General features: G+C 71.1%; 21 protein-coding genes and 1 tRNA gene. 21 read left to right on the top strand and 1 reads right to left on the bottom strand.

Annotation, left to right across the window (positions count from 1 at the left end; genetic code table 11):
* The first annotated feature begins 101 nt into the window (after positions 1-101).
* The 21 genes from rpoZ to D8M34_RS03595 all read left to right on the top strand — a co-directional run bounded on the left by rpoZ (position 102) and on the right by D8M34_RS03595 (position 22921).
* Positions 102-356 (top strand): DNA-directed RNA polymerase subunit omega, encoded by a 255-nt coding sequence (rpoZ, locus tag D8M34_RS03495; protein ID WP_025103490.1) that lies wholly within the window; start codon positions 102-104, stop codon positions 354-356.
* Positions 357-444: 88 nt separating this feature from the next.
* Entirely contained in the window at positions 445-1638 is a 1194-nt protein-coding gene (gene metK / locus D8M34_RS03500; protein WP_105949851.1) for a methionine adenosyltransferase, read from the top strand.
* Positions 1639-1654: 16 nt separating this feature from the next.
* Positions 1655-3613 (top strand): primosomal protein N' family DNA-binding protein, encoded by a 1959-nt coding sequence (locus D8M34_RS03505; protein ID WP_126893255.1) that lies wholly within the window; start codon positions 1655-1657, stop codon positions 3611-3613.
* A gap of 18 nt (positions 3614-3631) precedes the next feature.
* On the top strand, positions 3632-4552 hold the full coding sequence (gene fmt / locus D8M34_RS03510) for a methionyl-tRNA formyltransferase (RefSeq protein ID WP_126893173.1): 921 nt from the start codon (positions 3632-3634) through the stop codon (positions 4550-4552).
* 98 nt (positions 4553-4650) lie between these two features.
* Complete coding sequence (locus D8M34_RS03515) at positions 4651-6018, top strand: RsmB/NOP family class I SAM-dependent RNA methyltransferase (RefSeq protein WP_126893174.1); 1368 nt, start codon at positions 4651-4653, stop codon at positions 6016-6018.
* A 4-nt stretch (positions 6019-6022) separates the two neighbouring features.
* Positions 6023-6703: a ribulose-phosphate 3-epimerase gene (gene rpe, locus D8M34_RS03520; RefSeq protein WP_126893175.1), complete on the top strand. Its 681-nt coding sequence runs from the start codon at positions 6023-6025 to the stop codon at positions 6701-6703.
* Positions 6700-6963, top strand: a complete 264-nt coding sequence (locus D8M34_RS03525) for a phosphoribosyl-ATP diphosphatase (RefSeq protein ID WP_025103484.1) — start codon at positions 6700-6702, stop codon at positions 6961-6963. The genes rpe and D8M34_RS03525 overlap by 4 nt, the downstream gene beginning before the upstream one ends.
* 38 nt (positions 6964-7001) lie before the next feature.
* Positions 7002-7841, top strand: a complete 840-nt coding sequence (gene hisG, locus D8M34_RS03530; protein ID WP_025103483.1) for an ATP phosphoribosyltransferase — start codon at positions 7002-7004, stop codon at positions 7839-7841.
* Positions 7841-8602, top strand: coding sequence for an imidazole glycerol phosphate synthase subunit HisF (gene hisF, locus D8M34_RS03535; protein ID WP_025103482.1), 762 nt, complete (start codon positions 7841-7843; stop codon positions 8600-8602). The genes hisG and hisF overlap by 1 nt, the downstream gene beginning before the upstream one ends.
* Positions 8599-8982, top strand: a complete 384-nt coding sequence (gene hisI, locus D8M34_RS03540) for a phosphoribosyl-AMP cyclohydrolase (protein ID WP_025103481.1) — start codon at positions 8599-8601, stop codon at positions 8980-8982. The genes hisF and hisI overlap by 4 nt, the downstream gene beginning before the upstream one ends.
* Positions 8979-9569: a Trp biosynthesis-associated membrane protein gene (locus D8M34_RS03545; protein ID WP_126893176.1), complete on the top strand. Its 591-nt coding sequence runs from the start codon at positions 8979-8981 to the stop codon at positions 9567-9569. The genes hisI and D8M34_RS03545 overlap by 4 nt, the downstream gene beginning before the upstream one ends.
* 47 nt (positions 9570-9616) lie before the next feature.
* Positions 9617-9847, top strand: coding sequence for an HGxxPAAW family protein (locus tag D8M34_RS03550; RefSeq protein WP_025103479.1), 231 nt, complete (start codon positions 9617-9619; stop codon positions 9845-9847).
* Positions 9847-10623, top strand: coding sequence for an indole-3-glycerol phosphate synthase TrpC (gene trpC, locus D8M34_RS03555; RefSeq protein ID WP_025103478.1), 777 nt, complete (start codon positions 9847-9849; stop codon positions 10621-10623). The genes D8M34_RS03550 and trpC overlap by 1 nt, the downstream gene beginning before the upstream one ends.
* Positions 10620-11888 carry a tryptophan synthase subunit beta gene (trpB, locus tag D8M34_RS03560; RefSeq protein ID WP_025103477.1) on the top strand — a complete coding sequence of 423 codons (1269 nt, stop codon included), beginning with the start codon at positions 10620-10622 and terminating at the stop codon, positions 11886-11888. Before trpC ends, trpB begins: the two co-directional genes overlap by 4 nt.
* On the top strand, positions 11885-12688 hold the full coding sequence (gene trpA / locus D8M34_RS03565) for a tryptophan synthase subunit alpha (RefSeq protein ID WP_126893177.1): 804 nt from the start codon (positions 11885-11887) through the stop codon (positions 12686-12688). The genes trpB and trpA overlap by 4 nt, the downstream gene beginning before the upstream one ends.
* 10 nt (positions 12689-12698) lie before the next feature.
* Positions 12699-13724: a prolipoprotein diacylglyceryl transferase gene (gene lgt, locus D8M34_RS03570; RefSeq protein WP_025103475.1), complete on the top strand. Its 1026-nt coding sequence runs from the start codon at positions 12699-12701 to the stop codon at positions 13722-13724.
* Between the two features lie 142 nt (positions 13725-13866).
* Positions 13867-18390, top strand: coding sequence for a glutamate synthase large subunit (gltB, locus tag D8M34_RS03575; RefSeq protein ID WP_126893256.1), 4524 nt, complete (start codon positions 13867-13869; stop codon positions 18388-18390).
* Entirely contained in the window at positions 18383-19849 is a 1467-nt protein-coding gene (locus D8M34_RS03580) for a glutamate synthase subunit beta (RefSeq protein ID WP_025103473.1), read from the top strand. The genes gltB and D8M34_RS03580 overlap by 8 nt, the downstream gene beginning before the upstream one ends.
* A 56-nt stretch (positions 19850-19905) precedes the next feature.
* Positions 19906-21354 carry a pyruvate kinase gene (pyk, locus tag D8M34_RS03585; protein ID WP_025103472.1) on the top strand — a complete coding sequence of 483 codons (1449 nt, stop codon included), beginning with the start codon at positions 19906-19908 and terminating at the stop codon, positions 21352-21354.
* A gap of 110 nt (positions 21355-21464) precedes the next feature.
* Complete coding sequence (locus tag D8M34_RS03590) at positions 21465-22271, top strand: alpha/beta fold hydrolase (RefSeq protein ID WP_126893178.1); 807 nt, start codon at positions 21465-21467, stop codon at positions 22269-22271.
* Positions 22211-22921: an esterase/lipase family protein gene (locus D8M34_RS03595; protein WP_126893179.1), complete on the top strand. Its 711-nt coding sequence runs from the start codon at positions 22211-22213 to the stop codon at positions 22919-22921. The genes D8M34_RS03590 and D8M34_RS03595 overlap by 61 nt, the downstream gene beginning before the upstream one ends.
* A 22-nt stretch (positions 22922-22943) precedes the next feature.
* Here the strand turns inward: D8M34_RS03595 and D8M34_RS03600 are convergent.
* Positions 22944-23029: transfer RNA gene (locus D8M34_RS03600), tRNA-Leu, on the bottom strand.
* Positions 23030-23092 lie beyond the last annotated feature (63 nt).

Consider the following 23092-nt stretch of genomic DNA (forward strand, 5'->3'; position numbering starts at 1 on the left):
CAGGGTCGAGCACCACGCCGGTCCCTGAGCTCGTCGAAGGGTCGCGCGCCCGCAGCACCGTCTTCGCGGCGAATCCCGTCGCCTGATCAGGAGGTCCACCCATGGCCGGACGCAACAACGGCATCATCGATCCCCCCATCGACAACCTGCTGGAGCGCGTCGACTCCAAGTACGAGCTCGTGATCTACGCGGCCAAGCGCGCCCGTCAGATCAACGACTACTACTCCGACCTGCACGAGGGGAACCTCTTCGACAACGTGGGCCCGCTCGTCGACTCCTCGGTCGAGGACAAGCCGCTCACCATCGCCCTGCACGAGATCAACGAGGACAAGCTCCGCCTGCGTCACGCGGAGTAACTCGACGACCGCGCCGCCCCGACGTCGGTGGCGCGGTCCAGAATGGGTGCCACACCCTCCCACCGTCCGTCCCCGTTCTGGAGCATCGATGAGCGCGCTGCGTCTGTTCACGTCCGAGTCCGTCACCGAAGGGCATCCGGACAAGATCTGCGACCAGATCTCGGACAGCATCCTCGACGGACTGCTCGCGAAGGACCCGGCCTCCCGGGTCGCGGTCGAGACGCTCGTCACGACCGGGCTCGTGCATGTGGCCGGCGAGATCCGCACCGACGCCTACGTCGACATCCCGACGATCGTCCGCCAGGTCGTGAACGGCATCGGCTACACGTCGTCCGACACCGGCTTCGACGGCGACTCGTGCGGCGTCAGCGTCTCGGTGGGGGAGCAGTCCACCGACATCGCCCACGGGGTCGACAACGCCCAGGAGCACCGCGACGGCTCGTCGGTCGATCCGCTCGACGGCCTCGGCGCCGGGGACCAGGGCATCATGTTCGGGTTCGCCACCAACGAGACCCCGCAGCTCATGCCGATGGCCGCATGGACCGCGCACCGCATCGCCGAGCGGCTGACCGAGGTGCGCCGCAGCGGGCTGCTGCCCTTCCTGCGCCCGGACGGGAAGACGCAGGTCACCCTCGGCTACGACGGCTTCACCCCGAAGACCGTCGACGCCGTCGTGCTGTCCACGCAGCACAACCCGGACATCGCCCAGGACGACCTCAAGGCGCAGATCCGCGAGCACGTCATCGATCCGGTCCTCGCCACGACCGGCCTCGACCTCGACGACGTCACCTACTACATCAACCCCGCGGGCCCCTTCGTCACGGGCGGCCCCAAGGGAGACGCCGGGCTCACCGGCCGCAAGATCATCATCGACACCTACGGCGGCGCCGCACGGCACGGCGGTGGTGCCTTCAGCGGCAAGGACCCGTCGAAGGTCGACCGCTCCGGCGCCTATGCGACGCGCTGGGTCGCCAAGAACGCGGTCGCCGCGGGCCTCGCCGACCGCCTCGAGGTGCAGGTCGCCTACGCGATCGGCGTCGCCCGCCCCGTCGGCCTGTACGTGGAGACCTTCGGCACCGGACGGGTGTCCGACGAGGTCATCACCCGCGCCATCGACGAGGTGTTCGACCTCCGGCCGCAGGCCATCATCGAGCAGCTCGACCTGCTGCGGCCGATCTATGCGCAGACGGCCGCGTACGGGCACTTCGGTCGGGAGCTGCCGGACTTCACGTGGGAGCGGACGGACCGGGCCGAGGAGCTGCGGCGCGCTGCCGGGCTCTGACGGGTCCGCGGTGCTGATCTCTCCGGAGAGCCGGCGCATCGCGCGGGTGCTCCTCGAGTCGCCGCTGCCGCAGCTCGACCGCCTGTTCGACTACGCGCTCCCGCCGGAGCTCGGTGACGTCGAGCCCGGGGTCCGCGTGCGCGTGCCCCTGCGGACCGCGGGGCGCGTGGTCGACGGATTCGTGGTGGAGCTGGACGTGGAGGACGACGCCGATCGGCCGCTCTCCGAGGTCGAGAGCATCGTGTCCGCCGTTCCCGTACTGCCGGATCGCCTGTACCGACTGGCGCGGCGCGTCGCCGATCGCGCGGCAGGGTCAGCAGCCGACGTGCTGCGGCTGGTGATCCCGAAGCGGCAGGTGCGGGTCGAGAAGGCCTGGACCGCCGACGCTCCGACGCCGCTCCTCGAACCCGAGGCCCGCGACGCGGCCGCGTCCGTCGTCGGACTGTACGACGGACTGCAGGCGGTGCTCGACGAGAACGGACGGGCGGCCGTCGAGGCCATCCCGCAGCTCAGCGACGACACACCGGGCTGGGCGCGGATGCTCGCTGCTGCCGCCGCGACGACGCTCGCGGCGGGGAAGTCGACCATCCTCGTCGTGCCCGACCACCGTGACCTCGATCGGCTGCTGGCCGCCCTCGACAGGTTCGTCCCGGCGGAGGCGATCGCGCGGTACGACTCCCGACAGCCGAACCCGGATCGCTATCGCTCCTTCCTGCGCACGCTCGAGGACGCGCCCTGCATCGTCGTCGGGAACAGGTCCGCCGTGTACGCCCCTGTCGTCGCCGGTCTCGTGGCGCTGTGGGACGACGGCGACAGCCTGCTGGGCGAGCCGCTCGCACCCTACGTCCACGCCCGGGACGCGGCGCTGCTGCGGCAGGAGGCGGAGGGCTCGGCCCTGCTCTTCGCCGGTCACACGCGGACGACCGAGGTCGAGCGGCTCGTCGTGCACGGCTGGCTGCGGGATGTCCGCGCGACCCGGCGGGTCCTCCCGCGTGTGGTGCTGAGCACGCCGCAGGAGATGGAGCAGCCGACGCCCCAGCGCATGCCGTCGTCGGCCTTCCTCGCCGCCCGGAACGCGGCCGCGGAGGGTCCGGTACTCATCCAGGTCTCGCGGCCCGGCTTCGCGCCGTCCCTCGTCTGCGCCGACTGCCGGGCCCCCGCCCGATGCCCTCATTGCGGCGGTCCTCTCGGCGCCCGCCATCGTGGCGCGGTCCCGGTGTGCGGGTGGTGCGGGCGTGGGGCCAGGGCGTGGACCTGCCCGGCGTGCTCCTCGACCCGTCTCCGGCTCGCTTCATCCGGCAGCGAGCGGACCGCCGACGAGCTCGGACGCGCCTTCCCCGGCGTCCGCGTCATCGTCGCCGACGGCAGCCATCCGGTGGAGCGCGTCGACGCGCGCCCGGCCCTCGTGGTCGCCACGCGCGGCGCCGAGCCCCTCGCGGAGGGCGGCTACCGGGCGGTCGTCCTGCTCGACGGCCCGCGGATGCTGCAGGCGCCGGATCTGCGCATCGGCGAAGCGTGTCTGCGGTGGTGGTCGAACGCCGCCGCCCTCGCCGCGCCGGGCGCCCCCGTCAACCTCGTCGGCGTCGACGGCGCCGTCGCCAGAGCCCTCGCCACGTGGAACCACCCCGCCTACGCACGCACCGAGCTGGAGCAGCGTGCGCCGCTGCACATGCCGCCGACCGCGCGCGTCGCGCTCGTGGAAGGCTCGTCCGCCGCCGTGGCGCGCGCTCTGGAGGCCCTGTCCGAACTCTCGCTGCCCTCCGACGCGGTGCTCGGTCCCGTCCCCGTCGAATCGGATGACGTCCCGCCCCGCGTACGGGCGCTCGTGCGCTTCGACTACGGCGCGGGGAGTCGCGTCGCGACCACCCTCCGTGCTGCCGTCGTGGCGGAGGCGGTGAGCGGCCGCCGAGGCCGGACCAAGGCCGCCCGCAGCACGCTCTCGGTCCGCCTCGATATCCTCGATCCAGAACTCTGACCCTTCCGGAGAACCTTCATGCGCCTCGTCTTCGCCGGCACTCCCGCCGCCGCGGTCCCCACTCTGCGACGCCTCGCCGCCGAGCACGACATCGTCGCCGTGGTGACGCGCCCCGACGCCCCCCTCGGGCGCAAGCGTGTGCTGACCCCGTCGCCGGTCGCTCAGGCTGCGGTGGAGCTCGGCCTGCCGGTCATCCACGCTGCCCGGCTGGACGAGGCGGTGACGACGGAGATCTCGGCCCTGCGCCCGGAGCTCGGCGTGATCGTCGCGTACGGCGGGCTCGTGCGCGAGCCGCTCCTGTCGGTGCCGGATGCCGGGTGGATCAACCTGCACTTCTCGCTCCTGCCGGCCTGGCGCGGAGCCGCGCCGGTGCAGCGAGCTCTGATCGCGGGAGATGCCGTCCTCGGCGCGAGCGTCTTCCAGCTCGTCCCCGAGCTCGACGCCGGCGACGTGTTCGCGATGCGTACCGTCGAGCTCCCGGCGACCGCCACGGCGGGGGAGGCGCTGGAGGCTCTGGCCCTCGACGGCGCCGGTCTCACCGCCGACGTGGTCGCCGCGATCGCGGACGGCAGCGCCCGCGCCGTCCCGCAGGAAGGCGAGCCGACGTTCGCCGGCAAGCTGACGCTCGAGGACGGTCTCCTCGACTTCCGCGAGCCGTTCGACGCCGTGTACGCCCGGTTCCGCGGAGTCACGCCGGAGCCGGGAGCGCACACGACGATCGACGGTCAGCGGCTGAAGATCCTCGAGGCGCGACCCGCCGGTGCCGAGGCGGAGGACCTGCGACCAGGTGCCATGGCGGGCACGCGAGCGGAGGTCCTGATCGGGACGGCCACCTCGCCGCTGGCCGTCACCCGGCTGCAGCCCGCGGGCAAGGGCCCCATGAACGCCGCCGACTGGTGGCGGGGTCTGCAGGGTGCGACTCCGGTGGCCGGCTCGTGAACGCGAACGACGGACGGCGCCCCGGCTCGGGTCGGCAGCACGCAGGCCGGGCGCGGAACGGCCGCGGCCCGAACCGGTCGGTCCAGCCGGCGCGCCGCGTGGCCTACGACGTGATCAGGGCGGTGTCGGACTCCGACGCCTACGCCAACCTGCTCCTCCCGACGGCGATCGCCGAGGCGGGGCTGGACCCGCAGGACGCGGCTCTGGCGACGGAACTGACCTACGGCACACTCCGTCGCCGGGGCACCTACGACGCGATCATCGCCGCCGCCGCCGACCGCCCCGCCGACGCGATCGACCCCGCCGTGCTCGACGCCCTCCGGCTCGCGGTGCACCAGCTCCTCGCGACGCGGGTGGCCTCGCACGCCGCCGTGAACGAGTCCGTGAACCTCGTGGCCCTCACGGCGGGGCGTGGCGCGTCGAGCTTCGCCAACGCGGTGCTCCGGCGGATCGCCCGCGAGTCGCCGGGCGAGTGGCTCGCGCGCATCGAGGCGGCGGCGCGATCGGACGACGAACGCCTGGCCCTCCGAGCCGCGCACCCGGTGTGGATCATCCGGGCGCTGCGGCGCGCCCTCGCCGCCGAGGGGCGCGTCGAGGAGCTGGACGCCCTGCTGGAGGCCGACAACGTCTCGCCCGAGGTCACCCTGGTCGCCCTCCCCGGGCTCGCGGAGCCGCAGGAGCCCCGCCGGCCCTACGCCGCCACGGCGTTCGCGTCTCCGGGAGGCGATCCGCGTCTCGCGCTGGCCGCCTCCGACGGTGCGGTCCGAGTGCAGGACGAGGGATCTCAGCTCGTCGCGCTCGCGCTGACCGCGGCGACGCCGCTGCGCACGGGGGAGCGGTGGCTCGATCTGTGCGCAGGACCCGGCGGGAAGACGGCCCTGCTCGCCGCCGTCGCCCGGCAGAACGACGCGGTCCTGGAAGCCAACGAGGTGGTGCCGACCCGCGCCCGGCTCGTGCGCAATGCGCTGCGCGCTGTCCCGGGCGACGTCACCGTGCACGAGCGCGACGGCCGGGAGCTGGCGGCCGAGCGGCCGGAGGCGTTCGACCGGATCCTCGTGGACGCCCCCTGCACCGGCCTCGGCGCCCTCCGACGGCGCCCGGAGGCCCGGTGGCGGAAGTCCCCGGCGGACGTCGCCGAGCTCGTGCCGCTGCAGGTCGGCCTGCTCACGGCGGCTGTGGACGCTCTCGCACCGGGAGGCGTCGTCGCGTACGTCACCTGTTCGCCCCATCTCGCGGAGACCACGGCGGTGGTCGAGGAGGTGCGGCGCATCCGGCCGGAGCTCGTCGAGCTCGATGCCCGCGCGGTGCTGCACGGCGTGGCGCAGTCGCCGATCGATCTCGCCGACGACGGGCGGGCGCAGACGGGCAGCGCTCAGCTCTGGCCGCATCGGCACGGCACCGACGCGATGTTCCTCGCACTCCTGCAGCGCCCGCTGGAGGCGACAGACGCCCCGAAGGAAGGTTGAGACCATGGACCTGCCCCGCGCCCCGCGCATCAACCCCAGCATCCTCGCCGCTGACTTCGTCAACATGCAGGCGGAGCTCGCCCGCATCGCGACCGCCGACTTCGCGCACGTCGACGTCATGGACAACCACTTCGTCCCGAACCTCACGTTCGGCCCGCAGATGGTCCAGCGCATCCAGGAGACCAGCCCGGTCCCGCTGGACGTGCATCTCATGATCACGGATCCGGATCGCTGGGCCCCGGGCTACGCCGAGCTCGGCGCCACGAGCGTGACCTTCCACCTGGAGGCGGCGGGGGAGCCGGTGGCTCTCGCGCGGCGGCTGCGCGACATCGGCGCCCGTGCCGGGGTCGCGGTCAAGCCCGCGACTCCTGTCGAGGGACTCTTCGACCTGCTGGACGAGTTCGACCAGATCCTCGTGATGACCGTCGAGCCGGGGTTCGGCGGACAGGGCTTTCTGCCCGAGACCATGCCGAAGCTGCAGGCGCTGTCCGCGGAGGCGCGGCGCCGCGGCTCGTCCGTCTGGCTCCAGGTCGACGGGGGCATCTCCGACGCGACGATCGCCCAGGCGGCCGAAGCGGGAGCCGACACCTTCGTCGCCGGATCCGCGGTCTACGGGGCCGACGACGTGGAGGCGGCCGTCACCCGGCTCAGGGACCTCGCGCGAGCCGGTAGCCTGGAGGGGTGAAGACTTTCGACGAGCTGTTCGCCGAGCTCAGCGTCAAGGCCGAGACCCGACCCGAGGGATCGGGCACCGTGGCGGAGCTCGACGGCGGCGTGCATGCGATCGGCAAGAAGATCGTCGAAGAGGCCGCCGAGGTCTGGATGGCGGCGGAGTACGAGTCGGATGCCGCTGCCGCCGAGGAGATCTCCCAGCTCCTCTACCACCTGCAGGTGATGATGCTCGCGAAGGGCCTCACCCTGCAGGACGTCTACCGACATCTGTGATGCGCTCCGGTCCCACTCCTTCGAACTGAAAGCCGTTCATGCTGCGCATCGCCGTTCCCAACAAGGGCTCGCTCTCCGAGACCGCCGCCGAGATGCTCGCGGAGGCGGGCTACGCCGGCCGCCGCGACCCCAAGACCCTGCATGTCATCGACGCCGAGAACGACGTCGAGTTCTTCTTCCTCCGCCCGCGCGACATCGCCACTTACGTGGCCTCCGGCGCCCTCGACGTCGGCATCACCGGTCGTGATCTCCTCCTCGACGTGCAGCAGCCGGCGCGCGAGATCGAGCAGCTCGGCTTCGGGGCGTCCACGTTCCGCTTCGCGGGTCCTCCCGGACGCTTCACCTCCGTCCAGGATCTCGACGGCGTCCGCGTGGCCTCCGCCTATCCGGGTCTGGTCGGCTCCTTCCTCCGCGACCAGGGGGTGAACGCCGAGCTCGTGCAGCTCGACGGTGCCGTGGAGTCCGCCGTGCGCCTCGGTGTCGCCGACGCGGTCGCCGACGTGGTGTCCACCGGCACCACCCTGCGCCAGGCGGGGTTGGAGATCTTCGGCCCCGTGATCCTGGAGTCCGAGGCCGTGCTGATCAGCCGTCCCGGTGAGGCCGACGGCGTGGAGACGCTGCTGCGCCGACTCCGCGGCGTCATGGTCGCGCGGCGCTACGTGCTCCTCGACTACGACCTCCCCACCGAGCTCGTCGATCAGGCCGTGGCCATCGCCCCGGGTCGCGAGTCCGCGACCATCTCGCCGCTCCGCGACCCGGCCTGGGTGGCCGTGCGCGTCATGATCCCGCGTCGCCGGGTCAACCAGGTGATGGACGACCTGTACGCCCTGGGCGCCCGGGCCATCCTCGTCACGGCGATCCACGCGGCGAGGCTCTGATGGCCCTCGCGAGTCGCGTCATCCCGTGCCTCGACGTCGCCGACGGTCGCGTCGTCAAGGGCGTCAACTTCGAGAACCTCCGCGACATGGGCGATCCGGTGGAGCTCGCCCGCCACTACGCCGCCCAGGGTGCCGACGAGATCACGTTCCTGGACGTCACCGCGACGGTGGACGCGCGGGCCACGACCTACGACGTCGTGCAGCGCACCGCGGAGCAGGTCTTCGTGCCGCTGACGGTGGGCGGCGGGGTGCGCAGCGTCGACGACGTCGCGCGACTCCTCGCCGTCGGTGCGGACAAGGTCGGCGTGAACTCCGCGGCGATCGCCCGTCCCGAGCTCATCGGCGAGATCGCGGATCGCTTCGGTGCCCAGGTGCTCGTGCTCTCGCTCGACGTCAAGCGCGCCGACACGACGCGCTCCGGCTTCGTCGTCACCACGCACGGCGGTCGCACGCAGACCACGCTGGACGCGCTCGACTGGGCGCGCGAGGCCGCGGAGCGCGGGGCGGGGGAGCTGCTCGTGAACTCGATCGACGCCGACGGCACTCGCGACGGCTTCGATCTCGAGCTCGTCCGACTCATGCGCGAAGTCGCGCCGATCCCCGTGATCGCCTCCGGCGGTGCGGGACGGGCGACCGACTTTGCTCCGGCCATCAAGGCGGGCGCCGACGCCGTGCTCGCGGCCAGCGTGTTCCACACCGGAGCCCTGACCGTCGGCGACGTGAAGGATGCGCTGCGCGCGGAAGGAGTGCTCGTCCGATGACCGACACGCCGAAGCAGGACGAGGTCTCCGTCGACGACCGCATCGCGCAGGTCGCCTTCAACGCCGACGGGCTCGCCCCGGTCATCGTGCAGCAGTGGGATTCGCGTGAGGTGCTCATGCTCGCGTGGGTGGATGCCGAGGCGCTGCGCCGCACGCTCACCTCCGGTCGTGCGACCTACTGGTCCCGCTCGCGGCAGGAGTACTGGCGCAAGGGCGACACGTCCGGCCACATCCAGGTCGTGCGGGAGGCCAGGCTCGACTGCGACGGGGATGCGCTCCTGCTCCTCGTCGACCAGACCGGCCCCGCGTGCCACACCGGCACGCGGACGTGCTTCGACACGACGGACCTGGGCGCCCTCGACGGGGTGGCCGCCTCGTGAGCATCGCGCAGCGCGGACGCTCCCTCTCCGTGACGGGGTTCCTGCTGGCCGGCGCCATCGGGATCGTTTCCTCCACGCAGACCTGGTTCACGGTGCAGCGCGCGGACGCGGGGGAGGACATCCTCGTCCCCGGAGCCTCCGCCCTCGTGCTCCTCGCCCCGCTGAGCCTCGCGGTCCTGGCGCTCGGTGCCGCCCTCTCGATCGCCGGCCGGGTCGTGCGCGTCGTCTTCGGGGTGCTGGCCGCCGCGGCCGCGCTGTTCCTGGGCTGGTCCACGCTGCAGCTCCTCCTCGGCGACGCGTACGGCGCTGTCGCTGCGACCGTCACCGAGACGACGGGACTCGCCGGGAGCGGAGCCGTCCACGAGGTCGCGGCGAGCATCGTGCCGTCGGCCTGGCCGTTCCTCGCCCTCGTCGGCTGGGCGATCCTGCTCGTCGCCGCCGTCGTCGTGCTGACCACCTGGCGGCGCTGGAAGGCCGGCGGCCGTCGCTATCGCACCGACGCGCCGAGCGACGCGCCGCACGACGGTCCCGTCGACGCGGTCGATTCCTGGGACGAGCTGTCCCGCGGGTCCGACCCGACGCGCTGACCCCGATAGACTGAACCCAGATCCCCACGTCGTCCCCGGAGGAGAACATGACCAACCCGATCGCTGACCCCGGCCACGGACACTCGCCTGCGGCCTGGACCGCCGTCGTGATCATGCTCGTCGGCTTCGCTGCCGCGACCGTCGCGTTCTGCTTCGAGCAGCCGACCCTGGTGTGGATCGCCGCCGCACTGATCCCGATCGGGGCGATCGTCGGCTGGGTGCTCGCGAAGGCGGGATACGGCGTGAAGGGTCCCAAGTACGCTCCGAAGGCGCACTAGTGGTCCTCGCCGACCTGACGGCCGGCGCTGTCGCAGACGCCGAGCGTCGCTCCCAGTCCCGTCCGCTCGCGGTCGTCGAGCGTGACGCCCTCGCGCGCCCCGCGGCGAAGGACGCGCTGTCGTACCTCGCTCCCGCCGACCGGGTGAAGATCATCGCCGAGGTGAAGCGGGCGAGTCCATCCCGCGGTGCCCTCGCGGAGATCCCGGATCCCGCGCACCAGGCCGCGCTCTACGAGACCGGTGGCGCCTCCGCGATCAGCGTCCTCACCGAGGAGCGCCGCTTCGGCGGCAGTCTCGCCGATCTGGAGGCGGTCACTGCCCGGGTCTCGCTGCCCGTGCTCCGGAAGGACTTCATCGCCACCCGGTACCAGGTGCTCGAGGCGCGTGCCGCCGGTGCCGACCTCGTCCTCCTGATCGTGGCGGGCCTGGAGCCGGACGTCCTCCGCGACCTGTACGGGTTCATCCTCGAGCTCGGCATGACGCCGCTCGTCGAGACCCACTCGGCGGAGGAGCTGGAGGCCGCGATCGACCTCGGCGCCGCTCTCATCGGCGTGAACGCCCGCAACCTCAAGACCCTCGAGCTCGACCGCGATCTGTTCGGCCGGCTCGTGGACCGCATCCCCGACTCGGCGATCAAGATCGCGGAGTCCGCGGTGCTCACCCCCGCCGATGTCGCGCACTACCGTTCGGCCGGTGCCGACGTCGTGCTGATCGGCGAGGCCCTGGTGACCGGAGACCCGGTCGCCACTCTCGAGAGCTTCCTGGAGGCGAAGTGAGTCTGCGCGACCAGCACGGTCCGTTCTTCGGCGAGTTCGGCGGACGGTACATGCCGGAGTCCCTGGTCGCCGCGATCGACGAGCTGACGGTCGCCTACGAGGAGGCCATCGCCGACCCGGAGTTCCGTGCCGAGCTCGCCCATCTGCTGTCCTCCTACGCCGGGCGTCCGTCCGCGCTCACCGAGGTGCCCCGGTTCGCTGAGCACGCGGGCGGCGCGCGGGTCTTCCTCAAGCGCGAGGACCTCAACCACACCGGTTCGCACAAGATCAACAACGTGCTGGGCCAGGCTCTGCTCACCAAGCGCCTCGGCAAGACCCGGGTCATCGCCGAGACCGGAGCGGGTCAGCACGGCGTCGCCACGGCGACCGCCGCCGCGCTGTTCGGCCTCGACTGCACCATCTACATGGGCGAGGTCGACACCGAGCGCCAGGCGCTGAACGTCGCCCGCATGCGTCTGCTGGGCGCCGAGGTCGTCGCGGTCACCTCGGGCTCGCGCACGCTGAAGGACGCGATCAACGACGCCTACCGCGACTGGGTGGCCTCGGTCGAGACCACCAACTACATCTTCGGCACCGCCGCCGGCCCGCACCCGTTCCCGGCGATGGTCCGCGACTTCCAGAAGATCATCGGCGAAGAGGCTCGCGCCCAGATCCTCGACGAGGTCGGCCGGCTTCCTGACGCGGTCGTCGCCTGCGTCGGCGGCGGATCCAACGCGATCGGCATGTTCGACGCGTTCCTGGACGACGAGGGCGTGCGCCTGTACGGCGTGGAGGCGGCCGGCGACGGCGTCGACACCGACAAGCACGCCGCCTCGATCGAGCGCGGCCGCCCCGGCGTGCTGCACGGCGCGAAGACGTACGTGCTGCAGGACGAAGACGGCCAGACCGTCGAATCGCACTCGATCTCCGCCGGTCTCGACTACCCGGGCGTGGGCCCCGAGCACTCCTGGCTGGCCGACATCGGCCGCGCCGAGTACATCCCGGCGACGGACGACGAGGCGATGCAGGCGCTGCGGCTGCTGAGCCGGACCGAGGGCATCATCCCCGCGATCGAGTCGGCTCATGCCCTCGCCGGCGCACTGCGGATCGGCCGCGAGCTCGGTCCCGACGGCCTGATCGCCATCTGCCTCTCCGGCCGCGGGGATAAGGACATGGACACCGCCGCCCGCTACTTCGAGCTCTACGACGAGGACGCCCTCGCGCACGACGTGTCCGAGGAGAGCGCCGCCGAGGACGCGGCCTCGAAGGGAGAGCCGCAGCTGTGAGCCGCGTCGAACAGGCCATTCAGCGCGCGCACGACGCCGGCCGCAGCGCCTTCGTCGGCTACCTGCCCGTCGGCTTCCCCGACCTGGAGACGAGCATCCAGGCCGCGATCGCCCTCGCCGAGAACGGCGTGGACATCATCGAGCTCGGGCCGCCCTACAGCGATCCCGTCATGGACGGCGCCATCATCCAGGAGGCGACGACCAAGGCCCTCGCCGCGGGCTTCCGAATGAAGGACCTCTTCACCGCCATCCGCGCGATCACCGCCGCGACCGACGTCCCCGTCCTCGTGATGACCTACTGGAATCCCGTGCTGCAGTACGGGGTGGACCGGTATGCCGAGGACCTGCTCGCCGCGAGCGGCGCGGGTCTCATCACCCCGGACATCACCCCGGAGGCCGCCGGCGAGTGGATCGCGGCCAGCGAGCGGCTCGGTCTCGACCGGGTCTTCCTCGCAGCTCCGACCTCGTCGGACGAGCGCCTCGACCTCGTCGTGCGGTCCTCGACGGGCTTCGTCTACACCGTCTCGACCATGGGCATCACGGGGGAGCGGGCCGAGCTCGACCGTGCGGCACGCACCCTCGTGTCGCGGCTCCGCGACCACGGTGCCCGTCGCGCCTGCGTGGGCATCGGCATCTCGACCCCGGAGCAGATCGCCGGCGTCTCCGAGTACGCCGACGGCGCCATCGTGGGCACCGCCCTCGTCCGCGCCCTCCGCGATGGCGGTGTGCCCGCTCTCGCCGAAGTCACCCGAACCCTGGCCGCCGGCACCGCGTCGGCGCGCTTCGCCTCAGAGAAGTAGGATCGCACTCATGTCCTCCGCGCTCCACAGCACCGCCGCCGGCGTGCTCGCCAGCATCCCGAGCCCGCCCGTGTCGTACGTCGACCTCGGTCCGCTCCGGATCCACTTCTACGCGCTCTGCATCATCGCCGGCATCATCGTCGCCGTCCTGATGACCAATCACCGCCTCACCAAGCGGGGCGCGGAGCCGTGGGTGGTCATCGACATCGCGATCCTCGCGGTGCCGCTCGCGATCATCGGCGCGCGCATCTTCCACGTCCTCACCCACCCGAACTTCTACTTCGGCGAGGGCAAGAACACCTGGAACCCCTTCGAGCCGGGCTCGGTCTGGGCGATCTGGGAGGGTGGCATCGCGATCTTCGGCGCCCTCATCGGCGGCGCCGTCGGCGCCTACCTCGGCTGCCGGTGGACCGGCATCCGCTTCTGGACGTTCGCGGACGCGCTCGCGCCAGGGCTGCTTCTCGCGCAGGCGATGGGACGTTTCGGCAACTGGTTCAACCACGAGCTCTTCGGCCTGCCGACTTCGCTCCCGTGGGGCCTGGAGATCGAGTCCACGAACTCGGCCTTCCCTCCCGGTCTCCCCGAGGGCACCCTCTTCCACCCGACCTTCCTGTACGAGGTCATCTGGAACGGCCTCGGCGTCCTCGTGCTGCTGTGGCTCGGACGCAAGCTGTTCTTCCAGTGGGGGCGCCTCTTCGCGATCTACCTCATCTGGTACAGCGCCGGACGCATCCTGTGGGAGTCGATCCGCATCGACCCGAGCGAGATCATCCTCGGCCTGCGCAGCAACGTCTGGGCCGCCATCATCGGCGTCGTCCTCGGCCTCGTCATCCTCGTGGTGCAGACGCGCCGTCACCCCGGTCTCGAGCCCTCGCCGTACCAGCCGGGCCGCGGACGGAAGGACGTGGACGCTGATGTACAATCGCAGGACAATCCCTCTGATTTCGTGGACGTGAGCGAGCCTCCGGCCGAAGAAGTCGCCGCCGGAGCCACTGCCACAAGCGCTGCTCCCTCGAGCGGGGACGGCTCCCGATAACGCCGACTCGCGGCGGGAGAACCATTGCACTGAACGAGCGGGCCGACGACGTCCCCGGGTTTCACTGAAGATCTGAGGACGGTAACTGGTGTACTTCCAGCCCCCTTACGGCGCCTCCGGCGCATACCCCCCGAAGCAGGGCATGTACAACCCGGCGTTCGAGAAGGACGCCTGCGGCCTGGCCATGGTCGCAACGCTGCGCGGCGAAGCCGGGCACGACATCATCGCGCTGGCCCTCGAGGCCCTGCGCAACCTGGAGCACCGCGGGGCCATCGGGTCCGACGCGGGCACCGGGGACGGAGCCGGCATCCTCACCCAGATGCCGGACGAATTCCTCCGCGCGGTCACCGGCTTCGAACTGCCGCCCGTGGGGGAGTACGCGGCCGGGCTGGCCTTCCTGCCTCGCGATTCGAGCGAGCGCCGCCAGCAGAAGGCAGGGATCGAGAAGATCGCCCGCGCGGAGGGGCTCCGCGTCCTCGGCTGGCGCGAGGTCCCCACGGCCAACGAGAACCTCGGCAAGCTCGCCGACGAGGCCCGTCCCGCCTTCGAGCAGCTCTTCGTGAGCGCCGGCGGCGCCACTCTCGCCGATGCGCCGCTGACCGGCATCGCGCTCGACCGCGTCGCCTATCGCCTCCGCAAGCGCGCGGGCCACGAGCTCGGCGCCTACTTCGTCTCCCTGTCCAGCCGCACGCTCGGCTACAAGGGCATGGTCACCACCCTCCAGCTCGAGCCGTTCTACCCGGATCTCCAGGACGAGCGCTTCGCCTCCGAGCTCGCCGTCGTGCACTCGCGGTACTCGACGAACACGTTCCCCTCGTGGCCGCTCGCGCAGCCGCTGCGGATGCTGGCCCACAACGGCGAGATCAACACCGTCGGCGGCAACCGCAACTGGATGCGCGCCCGCCAGTCGCAGCTCGAGTCCGAGCTCCTCGGCGACATCTCGCCCCTGCTGCCCATCTGCACCGACGGCGCCAGCGACTCCGCCTCGTTCGACGAGGTGCTGGAGCTGCTCACCCTCACCGGCCGCAGCCTGCCGCACGCGATCATGATGATGGTGCCGGAGGCCTACGAGAAGCAGGCCGACATCTCGACGGAGCTGCGCGCGTTCTACGAGTACCACTCCAACCAGATGGAGCCGTGGGACGGCCCGGCCGCCCTCATCTTCACCGACGGCACGCTCGTCGGCGCGACCCTGGACCGCAACGGCCTGCGCCCCGGACGCTGGACGGAGACCACCGACGGGCTCGTCGTCATCGGCTCCGAGACCGGCGTCCTGCACTTCGAGCCGGAGCGCATCAAGCGCCGCGGCCGGCTGCAGCCCGGCAAGATGTTCCTCGTCGACACAGCCCAGCGCCGGATCGTCGAGGATGAGGAGATCAAGCACGATCTCGCGACGATGCACCCGTGGCAGGAGTGGCTCGACGCCGGTTCCGTCCGCCTGGCCGACCTCCCCGAGCGCGAGCACATCGTGCACCCGCCGGCCTCGATCACCCGGCGGCAGCGCACCTTCGGGTACACGGAGGAGGAGGTCCGCATCCTCCTCACCCCGATGGGCCAGACGGGTGTCGAGCCGCTGGGCGCCATGGGATCGGACACCCCGATCGCCGTGCTCAGCAAGCGCCCGCGGCTGCTCTTCGACTACTTCACGCAGCAGTTCGCGCAGGTGACCAACCCGCCGCTCGACTCGATCCGCGAAGAGGTTGTCACGAGTCTCAAGCTCGGTCTGGGCCCTGAGGTCAATCTGCTGACCTGGGGTCCGGAGCACACCCGCACGGTGTCGCTCGACTTCCCGGTCATCGACAACGACGAGCTCGCGAAGATCCGGCACATCGACAAGGCCCTGCCCGGGCGTTCGAGCGCCACGATCCGCGGCCTCTACCACTTCGACGCAGGACCCCACACCCTCGCCGAGCGCCTCACCGAGATGTGCGCCGAGGTCGATCAGGCGATCGAGGACGGCGCGGAGTTCATCATCCTGTCCGACCGCGACTCGAACAAGGATCTCGTCCCGATCCCGTCGCTGCTCATGGTGTCGGCGATCCACCACCACCTCATCCGGCGCGAGAACCGGATGAAGGTCGGTCTGATCGTCGAAGCCGGCGACGTGCGCGAGGTGCACCACGTCGCGACGCTCATCGGCTACGGCGCTTCGGCGATCAACCCCTACCTCGCCATGGAGACGGTCGAGCACCTCGTGCGGACCGGCTACATCACGGGCATCTCCCCGGAGAAGGCCGTGAAGAACCTCATCTACGCGCTCGGCAAGGGCGTGCTGAAGATCATGTCGAAGATGGGCATCTCCACGGTGTCGTCCTATGCGGGCGCGCAGGTGTTCGAGGCGGTCGGCCTCAGCCAGGAGTTCATCGACGCCTACTTCACGCGTACCGAGTCGAAGCTGGGCGGCATCGGGATCGAGGAGATCTTCGCCGAGAACCAGGCCCGCCACGACTACGCCTACCCGGAGGACGCCGCGGTCCGTGCCCATGAGCGGCTGTGGACCGGTGGCGAGTATCAGTGGCGCCGCGACGGCTCTCCGCATCTCTTCAACCCGGAGACGGTGTTCAAGCTCCAGCACTCCACGCGGACCCGCCGTTACGACATCTTCCGCGAATACACGAAGCTCGTCGACGACCAGGCGGCCGAGCTGAAGACGCTGCGCGGCCTGTTCTCGCTGCGGACCGGCACGCGCAAGCCCGTGCCGCTGGACGAGGTCGAGCCCGTCTCGGCGATCGTCAAGCGCTTCTCCACGGGGGCGATGAGCTACGGCTCCATCTCCAAGGAGGCGCACGAGACGCTCGCGATCGCGATGAACCGGATCGGCGGCAAGTCGAACACGGGGGAGGGCGGGGAAGACCCCGACCGTCTCGTCGACCCCGAGCGGCGCAGTGCGATCAAGCAGGTGGCCTCGGGTCGATTCGGCGTCACGAGCCTCTACCTCACCGAGGCGGACGACATCCAGATCAAGCTCGCCCAGGGCGCGAAGCCCGGTGAGGGCGGTCAGCTCCCGCCGACCAAGGTGTACCCCTGGGTCGCGCGCACCCGGCACGCCACCGCGGGGGTCGGCCTCATCTCGCCGCCGCCGCATCACGACATCTACTCGATCGAAGACCTCAAGCAGCTCATCTTCGACCTGAAGCGGGCGAACCCCGAGGCGCGCATCCACACGAAGCTCGTCAGCCAGTCCGGCATCGGCGCGGTCTCGGCCGGTGTCGCCAAGGCGCTCAGCGATGTCATTCTCGTGTCCGGTCACGACGGCGGTACGGGCGCGAGCCCGCTGAACTCGCTGAAGCACGCGGGAACGCCGTGGGAGCTCGGCCTCGCGGAGACGCAGCAGACGCTCATGCTCAACGGCATGCGCGACCGCGTCGTCGTGCAGGTCGACGGGCAGCTCAAGACCGGACGGGACGTCATCATCGGCGCCCTGCTCGGTGCCGAGGAGTTCGGCTTCGCCACCGCGCCCCTCGTGGTCAGCGGCTGCATCATGATGCGCGTCTGCCACCTCGACACCTGTCCGGTGGGCGTCGCGACGCAGAACCCCGTCCTGCGCGACCGGTTCACCGGCAAGCCCGAGTTCGTCGTGAACTTCATGGAGTTCATCGCCGAGGAGGTGCGCGAGCTGCTCGCCGAGCTCGGCTACCGCTCGATCGACGAGATCGTCGGTCGCACCGAGCTCCTGGAGACCAACGCGGCGATCGCGCACTGGAAGGCCGAGGGACTCGACCTCAGCCCGGTGCTGGAGGGACCGGCGTTCCCCGCGGGCGAGCCGCGTCGCAGCGGCCGCGCCCAGGACCACGAACTCGACAAGCACTTCGACGTGCAGCTCATCGACATCGCGAAGGGAGCGCTGCTGAACGGCGACCCCGTCGTGGTGGAGCTCCCGATCGCCAATACCGAGCGCGCGGTGGGCACGATGCTCGGACACCAGGTGACCTCGCGTCACGGCGCCACCGGTCTGCCGAAGGAGACCATCGACGTCACCCTCACCGGCACGGCGGGACAGTCGCTCGGGGCGTTCCTTCCGCCGGGCATCATCCTCCGGCTGGAGGGCGACGCGAACGACTACGTCGGCAAGGGACTCTCCGGTGGGGACATCACGATCCGGCCGCCCCGCGGCTCCGCGATCGCCCCGCACGAGAACGTCATCGCGGGCAACGTGATCGGGTACGGCGCCACGTCCGGCACCATGTTCATCTCCGGTGTGGTGGGCGAGCGCTTCCTCGTCCGCAACTCCGGTGCGACCGCGGTGGTCGAGGGCGTGGGCGACCACGCTCTCGAGTACATGACCGGCGGCCTCGCGGTGATCCTCGGATCGACCGGCCGCAACTTCGGCGCCGGCATGTCCGGGGGAGTGGCCTACGTGCACGCTCTGGACACCGCGAAGGTCAACGCGCAGTCGCTCGGCAGCGGCGAGCTGCGGCTCGAGCCGCTGGACCGCGCCGACCTCGAAGTGCTGCGCGGGCTGCTCGTGGAGCATGTGGAGCGCACGGCGTCCCCGCGCGCCACCGCCCTGCTGGAGGACTTCGACGCCAGCGCGGCGGAGTTCGTGAAGGTGCTCCCGCGCGACTTCGCCGCCGTGCGCAGCATGCGCGAGGAGGCACTGGCCGAGGGGATCGACCCCGACGGCGACATCGTCTGGAACCGCATCCTGGAGGTGACCGGTGGCTGACCCCAAAGGCTTTCTGAAGGTGACCGAGCGGGAACTTCCCGCTCGCCGTCCGGTGCCCGTGCGCATCATGGACTGGAAAGAGGTGTACGAGCCCGGCGACAAGGCGGTGCTCCGTCGCCAGGCCAGTCGCTGCATGGACTGCGGCGTGCCCTTCTGCCACTCCGGCTGCCCCCTGGGCAACCTCATCCCGGAGTGGAACGACCTCACCTGGCGCGGGGAGGGCCGCGCGGCGATCGAGCGGCTGCACGCGACGAACAACTTCCCGGAGTTCACCGGACGGCTCTGCCCGGCCCCGTGCGAGAGCTCGTGTGTCCTCGGCATCAACCAGCCGGCCGTGACCATCAAGCAGATCGAGGTCTCCATCATCGACGAGGCCTTCGCCAAGGGCTGGGTCGAGCCGGAGCCGCCGGAGCGTCTGACGGGCAAGACCGTGGCCGTCGTGGGCTCGGGCCCCGCCGGTCTCGCCGCCGCCCAGCAGCTCACCCGCGCCGGCCACACCGTCGCCGTCTTCGAGCGGGACGACCGCATCGGCGGCCTGCTGCGCTACGGCATCCCGGACTTCAAGATGGAGAAGAGCCAGCTCGAGGCTCGCCTGCGCCAGATGCAGGAGGAGGGCACGCGGTTCCGCGCCGGCGTCGAGATCGGCAAGGACATCTCCTGGGCCGACCTGCGCGCGCGGTACGACGCGGTCGTGATCGCCACCGGCGCCACGGTCCCGCGCGACCTGCCGATCCCCGGTCGCGACCTCGACGGCGTCCACTTCGCGATGGAGTACCTCGTCGAGTCGAACCACGCGGTCGCCGGCGACACCGTCCCGGACCAGATCACCGCCGAGGGCAAGCACGTCATCGTCATCGGCGGCGGCGACACGGGCGCCGACTGCATCGGCACCGCGCACCGCCAGGGCGCGCTCAGCGTCACCAACCTCGCCATCGGCAAGCAGCCGAGCGAGACGCGGCCGGATCACCAGCCGTGGCCGATGATGCCGACGATCTTCGAGGTGGCCTCGGCTCACGAGGAGGGCGGGGAGCGGGTCTTCCTCGCCTCGACCGTGGAGTTCCTGTCGAACGACGTGGGCGAGGTCCGCGCGCTCCGCGTGGCCGAGACCGAGTACATCGACGGCCGCCGCGTGCCCAAGAGCGGCACGGAGCGGGAGATCCCGGCCGACCTCGTGCTCATCGCGATGGGCTTCACCGGGCCGGAGCAGGACGGCTACACCGAGGACACCCGGCCGGAGGTGACCGAGCGCGGCGCCTTCCGTCGCGCCGCGAGCTACGAGTCGTCGATCCCCGGCGTGTTCGTCGCCGGGGACGCGGGACGCGGGCAGTCGCTCATCGTCTGGGCGATCGCGGAGGGCCGGGCGGCGGCGGCGAACGTCGACCGCTTCCTCATGGGCACCACCGTGCTGCCGGAGCCGGTGCGCCCGAGCGATGTCGCGATCGGCCTCCAGCCCGCGTAGGCTGAGGCCGGCAGTGTCGCCTGTTTGTAATCCCCCACTTCTACCCTGGAGACATGTTGAGACGCGCGAAAATCGTCGCCACCCTGGGCCCCGCCACTTCCACGTATGAGACGGTGCGCGCACTGATCGATGCCGGTGTGGACGTCGCCCGACTGAACCTCAGCCACGGTGACTACTCCGTGCACGAGAACAACTACGCGAACGTGCGCCGTGCGGCGGAGGACTCCGGTCGTGCCGTCGCCATCCTCGTGGACCTCCAGGGTCCGAAGATCCGTCTGGGCCGCTTCGAGGACGGACCCTACGAGCTCGCCAAGGGCGACATCTTCAAGATCACCACCGAGGACATCATCGGCAACAAGGAGATCTGCGGCACGACGTTCAAGGGCCTTCCTCAGGACGTCAAGCCCGGCGACTTCCTGCTGATCGACGACGGCAAGGTGCGCGTCGAGGTCGTCGAGACCGACGGCGTGACCGTCACCACGCGTGTCGTCGTCGCCGGCGCCGTCTCGAACAACAAGGGCATCAACCTGCCCGGCGTCGCCGTCAACGTCCCCGCGCTCAGCGAGAAGGACGAGGAGGACCTCCGCTGGGGCCTCCGGACCGGTGCCGACCTCATCGCGCTGTCGTTCGTGCGCAACGCCTCGGACGTGACCCGCGTGCACGAGATCATGGCGGAGGAGGGCGTCCGCGTCCCGGTCATCGCCAAGATCGAGAAGCCGCAGGCCGTCGACGCGCTCGAAGAGATCGTCGACGCGTTCGACGGCATCATGGTCGCCCGTGGCGACCTCGGCGTGGAGCTGCCCCTCGAAGCCGTCCCGATCGTGCAGAAGCGCGCCGTCGAGCTGGCCCGTCGCAACGCGAAGCCCGTGATCGTGGCGACGCAGATGCTCGAGTCGATGATCAACAGCCCGGTGCCGACCCGTGCCGAGACCTCCGATGTCGCCAACGCCGTCCTCGACGGTGCCGACGCGGTCATGCTCTCCGGCGAGACCAGCGTGGGCGACTACCCGGTCGTCGTCGTCGAGACGATGGCCCGGATCATCGAGTCGACGGAGGAGCACGGTCTGGAGCGCATCCTGCCGCTCACGACGAAGCCCCGCACGCAGGGTGGTGCCATCACGCTCGCGGCCCTCGAGGTCGCGGAGTTCGTGGACGCCAAGTTCCTGTGCGTGTTCACGCAGTCGGGCGACTCGGCGCGCCGCCTGTCCCGTCTGCGCTCCCGCATCCCGATGCTGGCCTTCACGCCGGAGCCCGGCATCCGTCGTCGTATGGCGCTGACCTGGGGTCTCCGCTCCACCCTCGTCGACATGGTGCAGCACACCGACCTCATGTACCACCAGGTCGACGAGTACCTCCTCGGGAACGGCCTCGCCGTCGAGGGGGACAAGGTCGTCGTCATCTCCGGGTCCCCTCCCGGGATCATCGGTTCCACGAACGACCTGCGCGTGCACAAGGTCGGCGATGCGCTCCGCGGCGCCGCGCCGATCTACAAGGCCGGCGTCTGACGCAGGGCGTTCCGGGAGGGGCGGGGCTTCGGCCTCGCCCCTCCCTGTCATCTCCGGGCCGGTGCGTCAAGCCTCTCGGCCGTGACGGCGGCCTCGGTTAGCGTGCTGCCATGGTCCTCCGTCGTCTCCTCGTCACCTCCGGGCTGACGTTCCGCATCCTGGAGAGTCCGCGGCCCGCCGGCAGCACCGCCCCGACCGTGGTCCTCGTGCACGGGATCGGGATGTCGCATCGGTACCTGTCGCGGCTGCACGCCGTGCTCGCCGACACCACCAGGGTGGTCTCCGTCGATCTCCCGGGCTTCGGCGGCCTGCCCAAGCCCCGGTTCGACGTCTCCATCCCCCAGATGGCGGCGGGCCTGGCTCAGGTGGTGGCGAGCCTCGACGACGATCGCGTCGTGCTCGTCGGGCACTCGATGGGCGTGCAGTGGGCCGTGGAGACGGCGCTGCGGCATCCCGAGTACGTCCGGACCGTCGTGACGATCGGTCCCGTCACGGACGACGCCCACCGGACTCTCGCCGCGCAGGCCCGGGCCCTGGCCGTCGACACCGTCGGCGAGACCCCGGCGATCAACACGGTCGTCTTCACCGACTACTTGCGCTGCGGCGTGCGGTGGTATCTCCGCCAGCTCCGGCACATGCTCGCGTATCCCCTGGAGGAGAGGGTCGCGGCTCTCACCATGCCGGTGCTCGTCGTCCGGGGGAGTGACGATCCGATCGCAGGACGCGCGTGGTGCCGGCGCCTGCGCGACGCGGCGGCCGTCTCGCGATTGGTGGAGATCCCCGGTCACCATCATGTCGCGCAGCAGTCCGCGCCCCGGGCGGTGGCTTCCGCGATCCTGGCCCACACGACGGGAGCATGGCCGACGGAGGTGCCGGCCGCAGCCATCCGACGGGGGAGGGCACGATCAGCGTCCTGAGGATCCTGGGCTGGTGGGCCGCGGACTACGCCTACGCGGGGTTCTGGCAGGTCCGCTCGTTCTTCGGCCGTGACCAGGCGGACGACTTCACCACCGGAGACCGCGCCCCGCTCGTGGTGCTCGCCGGTGTCTACGAGACCTGGCGCTTCCTGGAGCCGCTCATCGTCGCGCTGCACGAGCGGGGGCACCCGGTCCATGTCGTGGATGCGCTGCGCCGCAACCAGTTCCCGGTGCAGGATGAGGCCGATCAGGTGGCCGATTACCTGCGAACCCACGACCTCTCCGGCGTGTTCCTCGTCGCCCACAGCAAGGGCGGTCTCGCCGGGAAGCTGGTGATGACCGGCCCGGAGGGGGCGCGGATCCGCGGCATGCTCGCCATCGCGACGCCGTTCGGAGGCTCCCGCTACGCGCGGCTCCTGCCCGGACGGGTGCTGCGGGCCTTCGCGCCCGACGACCCCTCGATCGTCGCGCTGGGGCGGGAGCTCGACGTGAACGCGCGCATCGTCTCGATCTACGCCGCGTTCGATCCGCACATCCCCGAGGGGAGCGAGCTCGCCGGGGCCAAGAACGTCGTCCTGGAGACGGGCGGACACTTCCGCATCCTCGCCCACCCCCGCGTGATGGCCGAACTCGCCGCACTCGCCGAGTGACGGGGCGAGCGGTCCGCGATGCTGGTGCCGGCGGTGGGACTCGAACCCACACGCCCTCTCGGACAAAGCATTTTGAGTGCTCCGCGTCTGCCATTCCGCCACGCCGGCCCGTGTCTCGCGACTTCGACTGTAGCGCAGACGACGGACGGTTCCCCGCGCGCCCGCCGTCTT

The organism is Microbacterium sp. HSID17254 (assembly GCF_003989315.1).
In the GTDB taxonomy this organism is placed as follows: Bacteria; Actinomycetota; Actinomycetes; order Actinomycetales; family Microbacteriaceae; genus Microbacterium.

Bases quoted from the DNA above. Each gene is read 5' to 3' on its own strand.
- rpoZ (WP_025103490.1), top strand. From the start codon at position 102: ATGGCCGGACGCAACAACGGCATCATCGATCCCCCCATCGACAACCTG.
- metK (WP_105949851.1), top strand. From the start codon at position 445: ATGAGCGCGCTGCGTCTGTTCACGTCCGAGTCCGTCACCGAAGGGCAT.
- fmt (WP_126893173.1), top strand. From the start codon at position 3,632: ATGCGCCTCGTCTTCGCCGGCACTCCCGCCGCCGCGGTCCCCACTCTG.
- rpe (WP_126893175.1), top strand. From the start codon at position 6,023: ATGGACCTGCCCCGCGCCCCGCGCATCAACCCCAGCATCCTCGCCGCT.
- hisG (WP_025103483.1), top strand. From the start codon at position 7,002: ATGCTGCGCATCGCCGTTCCCAACAAGGGCTCGCTCTCCGAGACCGCC.
- hisF (WP_025103482.1), top strand. From the start codon at position 7,841: ATGGCCCTCGCGAGTCGCGTCATCCCGTGCCTCGACGTCGCCGACGGT.
- hisI (WP_025103481.1), top strand. From the start codon at position 8,599: ATGACCGACACGCCGAAGCAGGACGAGGTCTCCGTCGACGACCGCATC.
- D8M34_RS03550 (WP_025103479.1), top strand. From the start codon at position 9,617: ATGACCAACCCGATCGCTGACCCCGGCCACGGACACTCGCCTGCGGCC.
- lgt (WP_025103475.1), top strand. From the start codon at position 12,699: ATGTCCTCCGCGCTCCACAGCACCGCCGCCGGCGTGCTCGCCAGCATC.
- gltB (WP_126893256.1), top strand. From the start codon at position 13,867: ATGTACAACCCGGCGTTCGAGAAGGACGCCTGCGGCCTGGCCATGGTC.
- D8M34_RS03590 (WP_126893178.1), top strand. From the start codon at position 21,465: ATGGTCCTCCGTCGTCTCCTCGTCACCTCCGGGCTGACGTTCCGCATC.
- D8M34_RS03595 (WP_126893179.1), top strand. From the start codon at position 22,211: ATGGCCGACGGAGGTGCCGGCCGCAGCCATCCGACGGGGGAGGGCACG.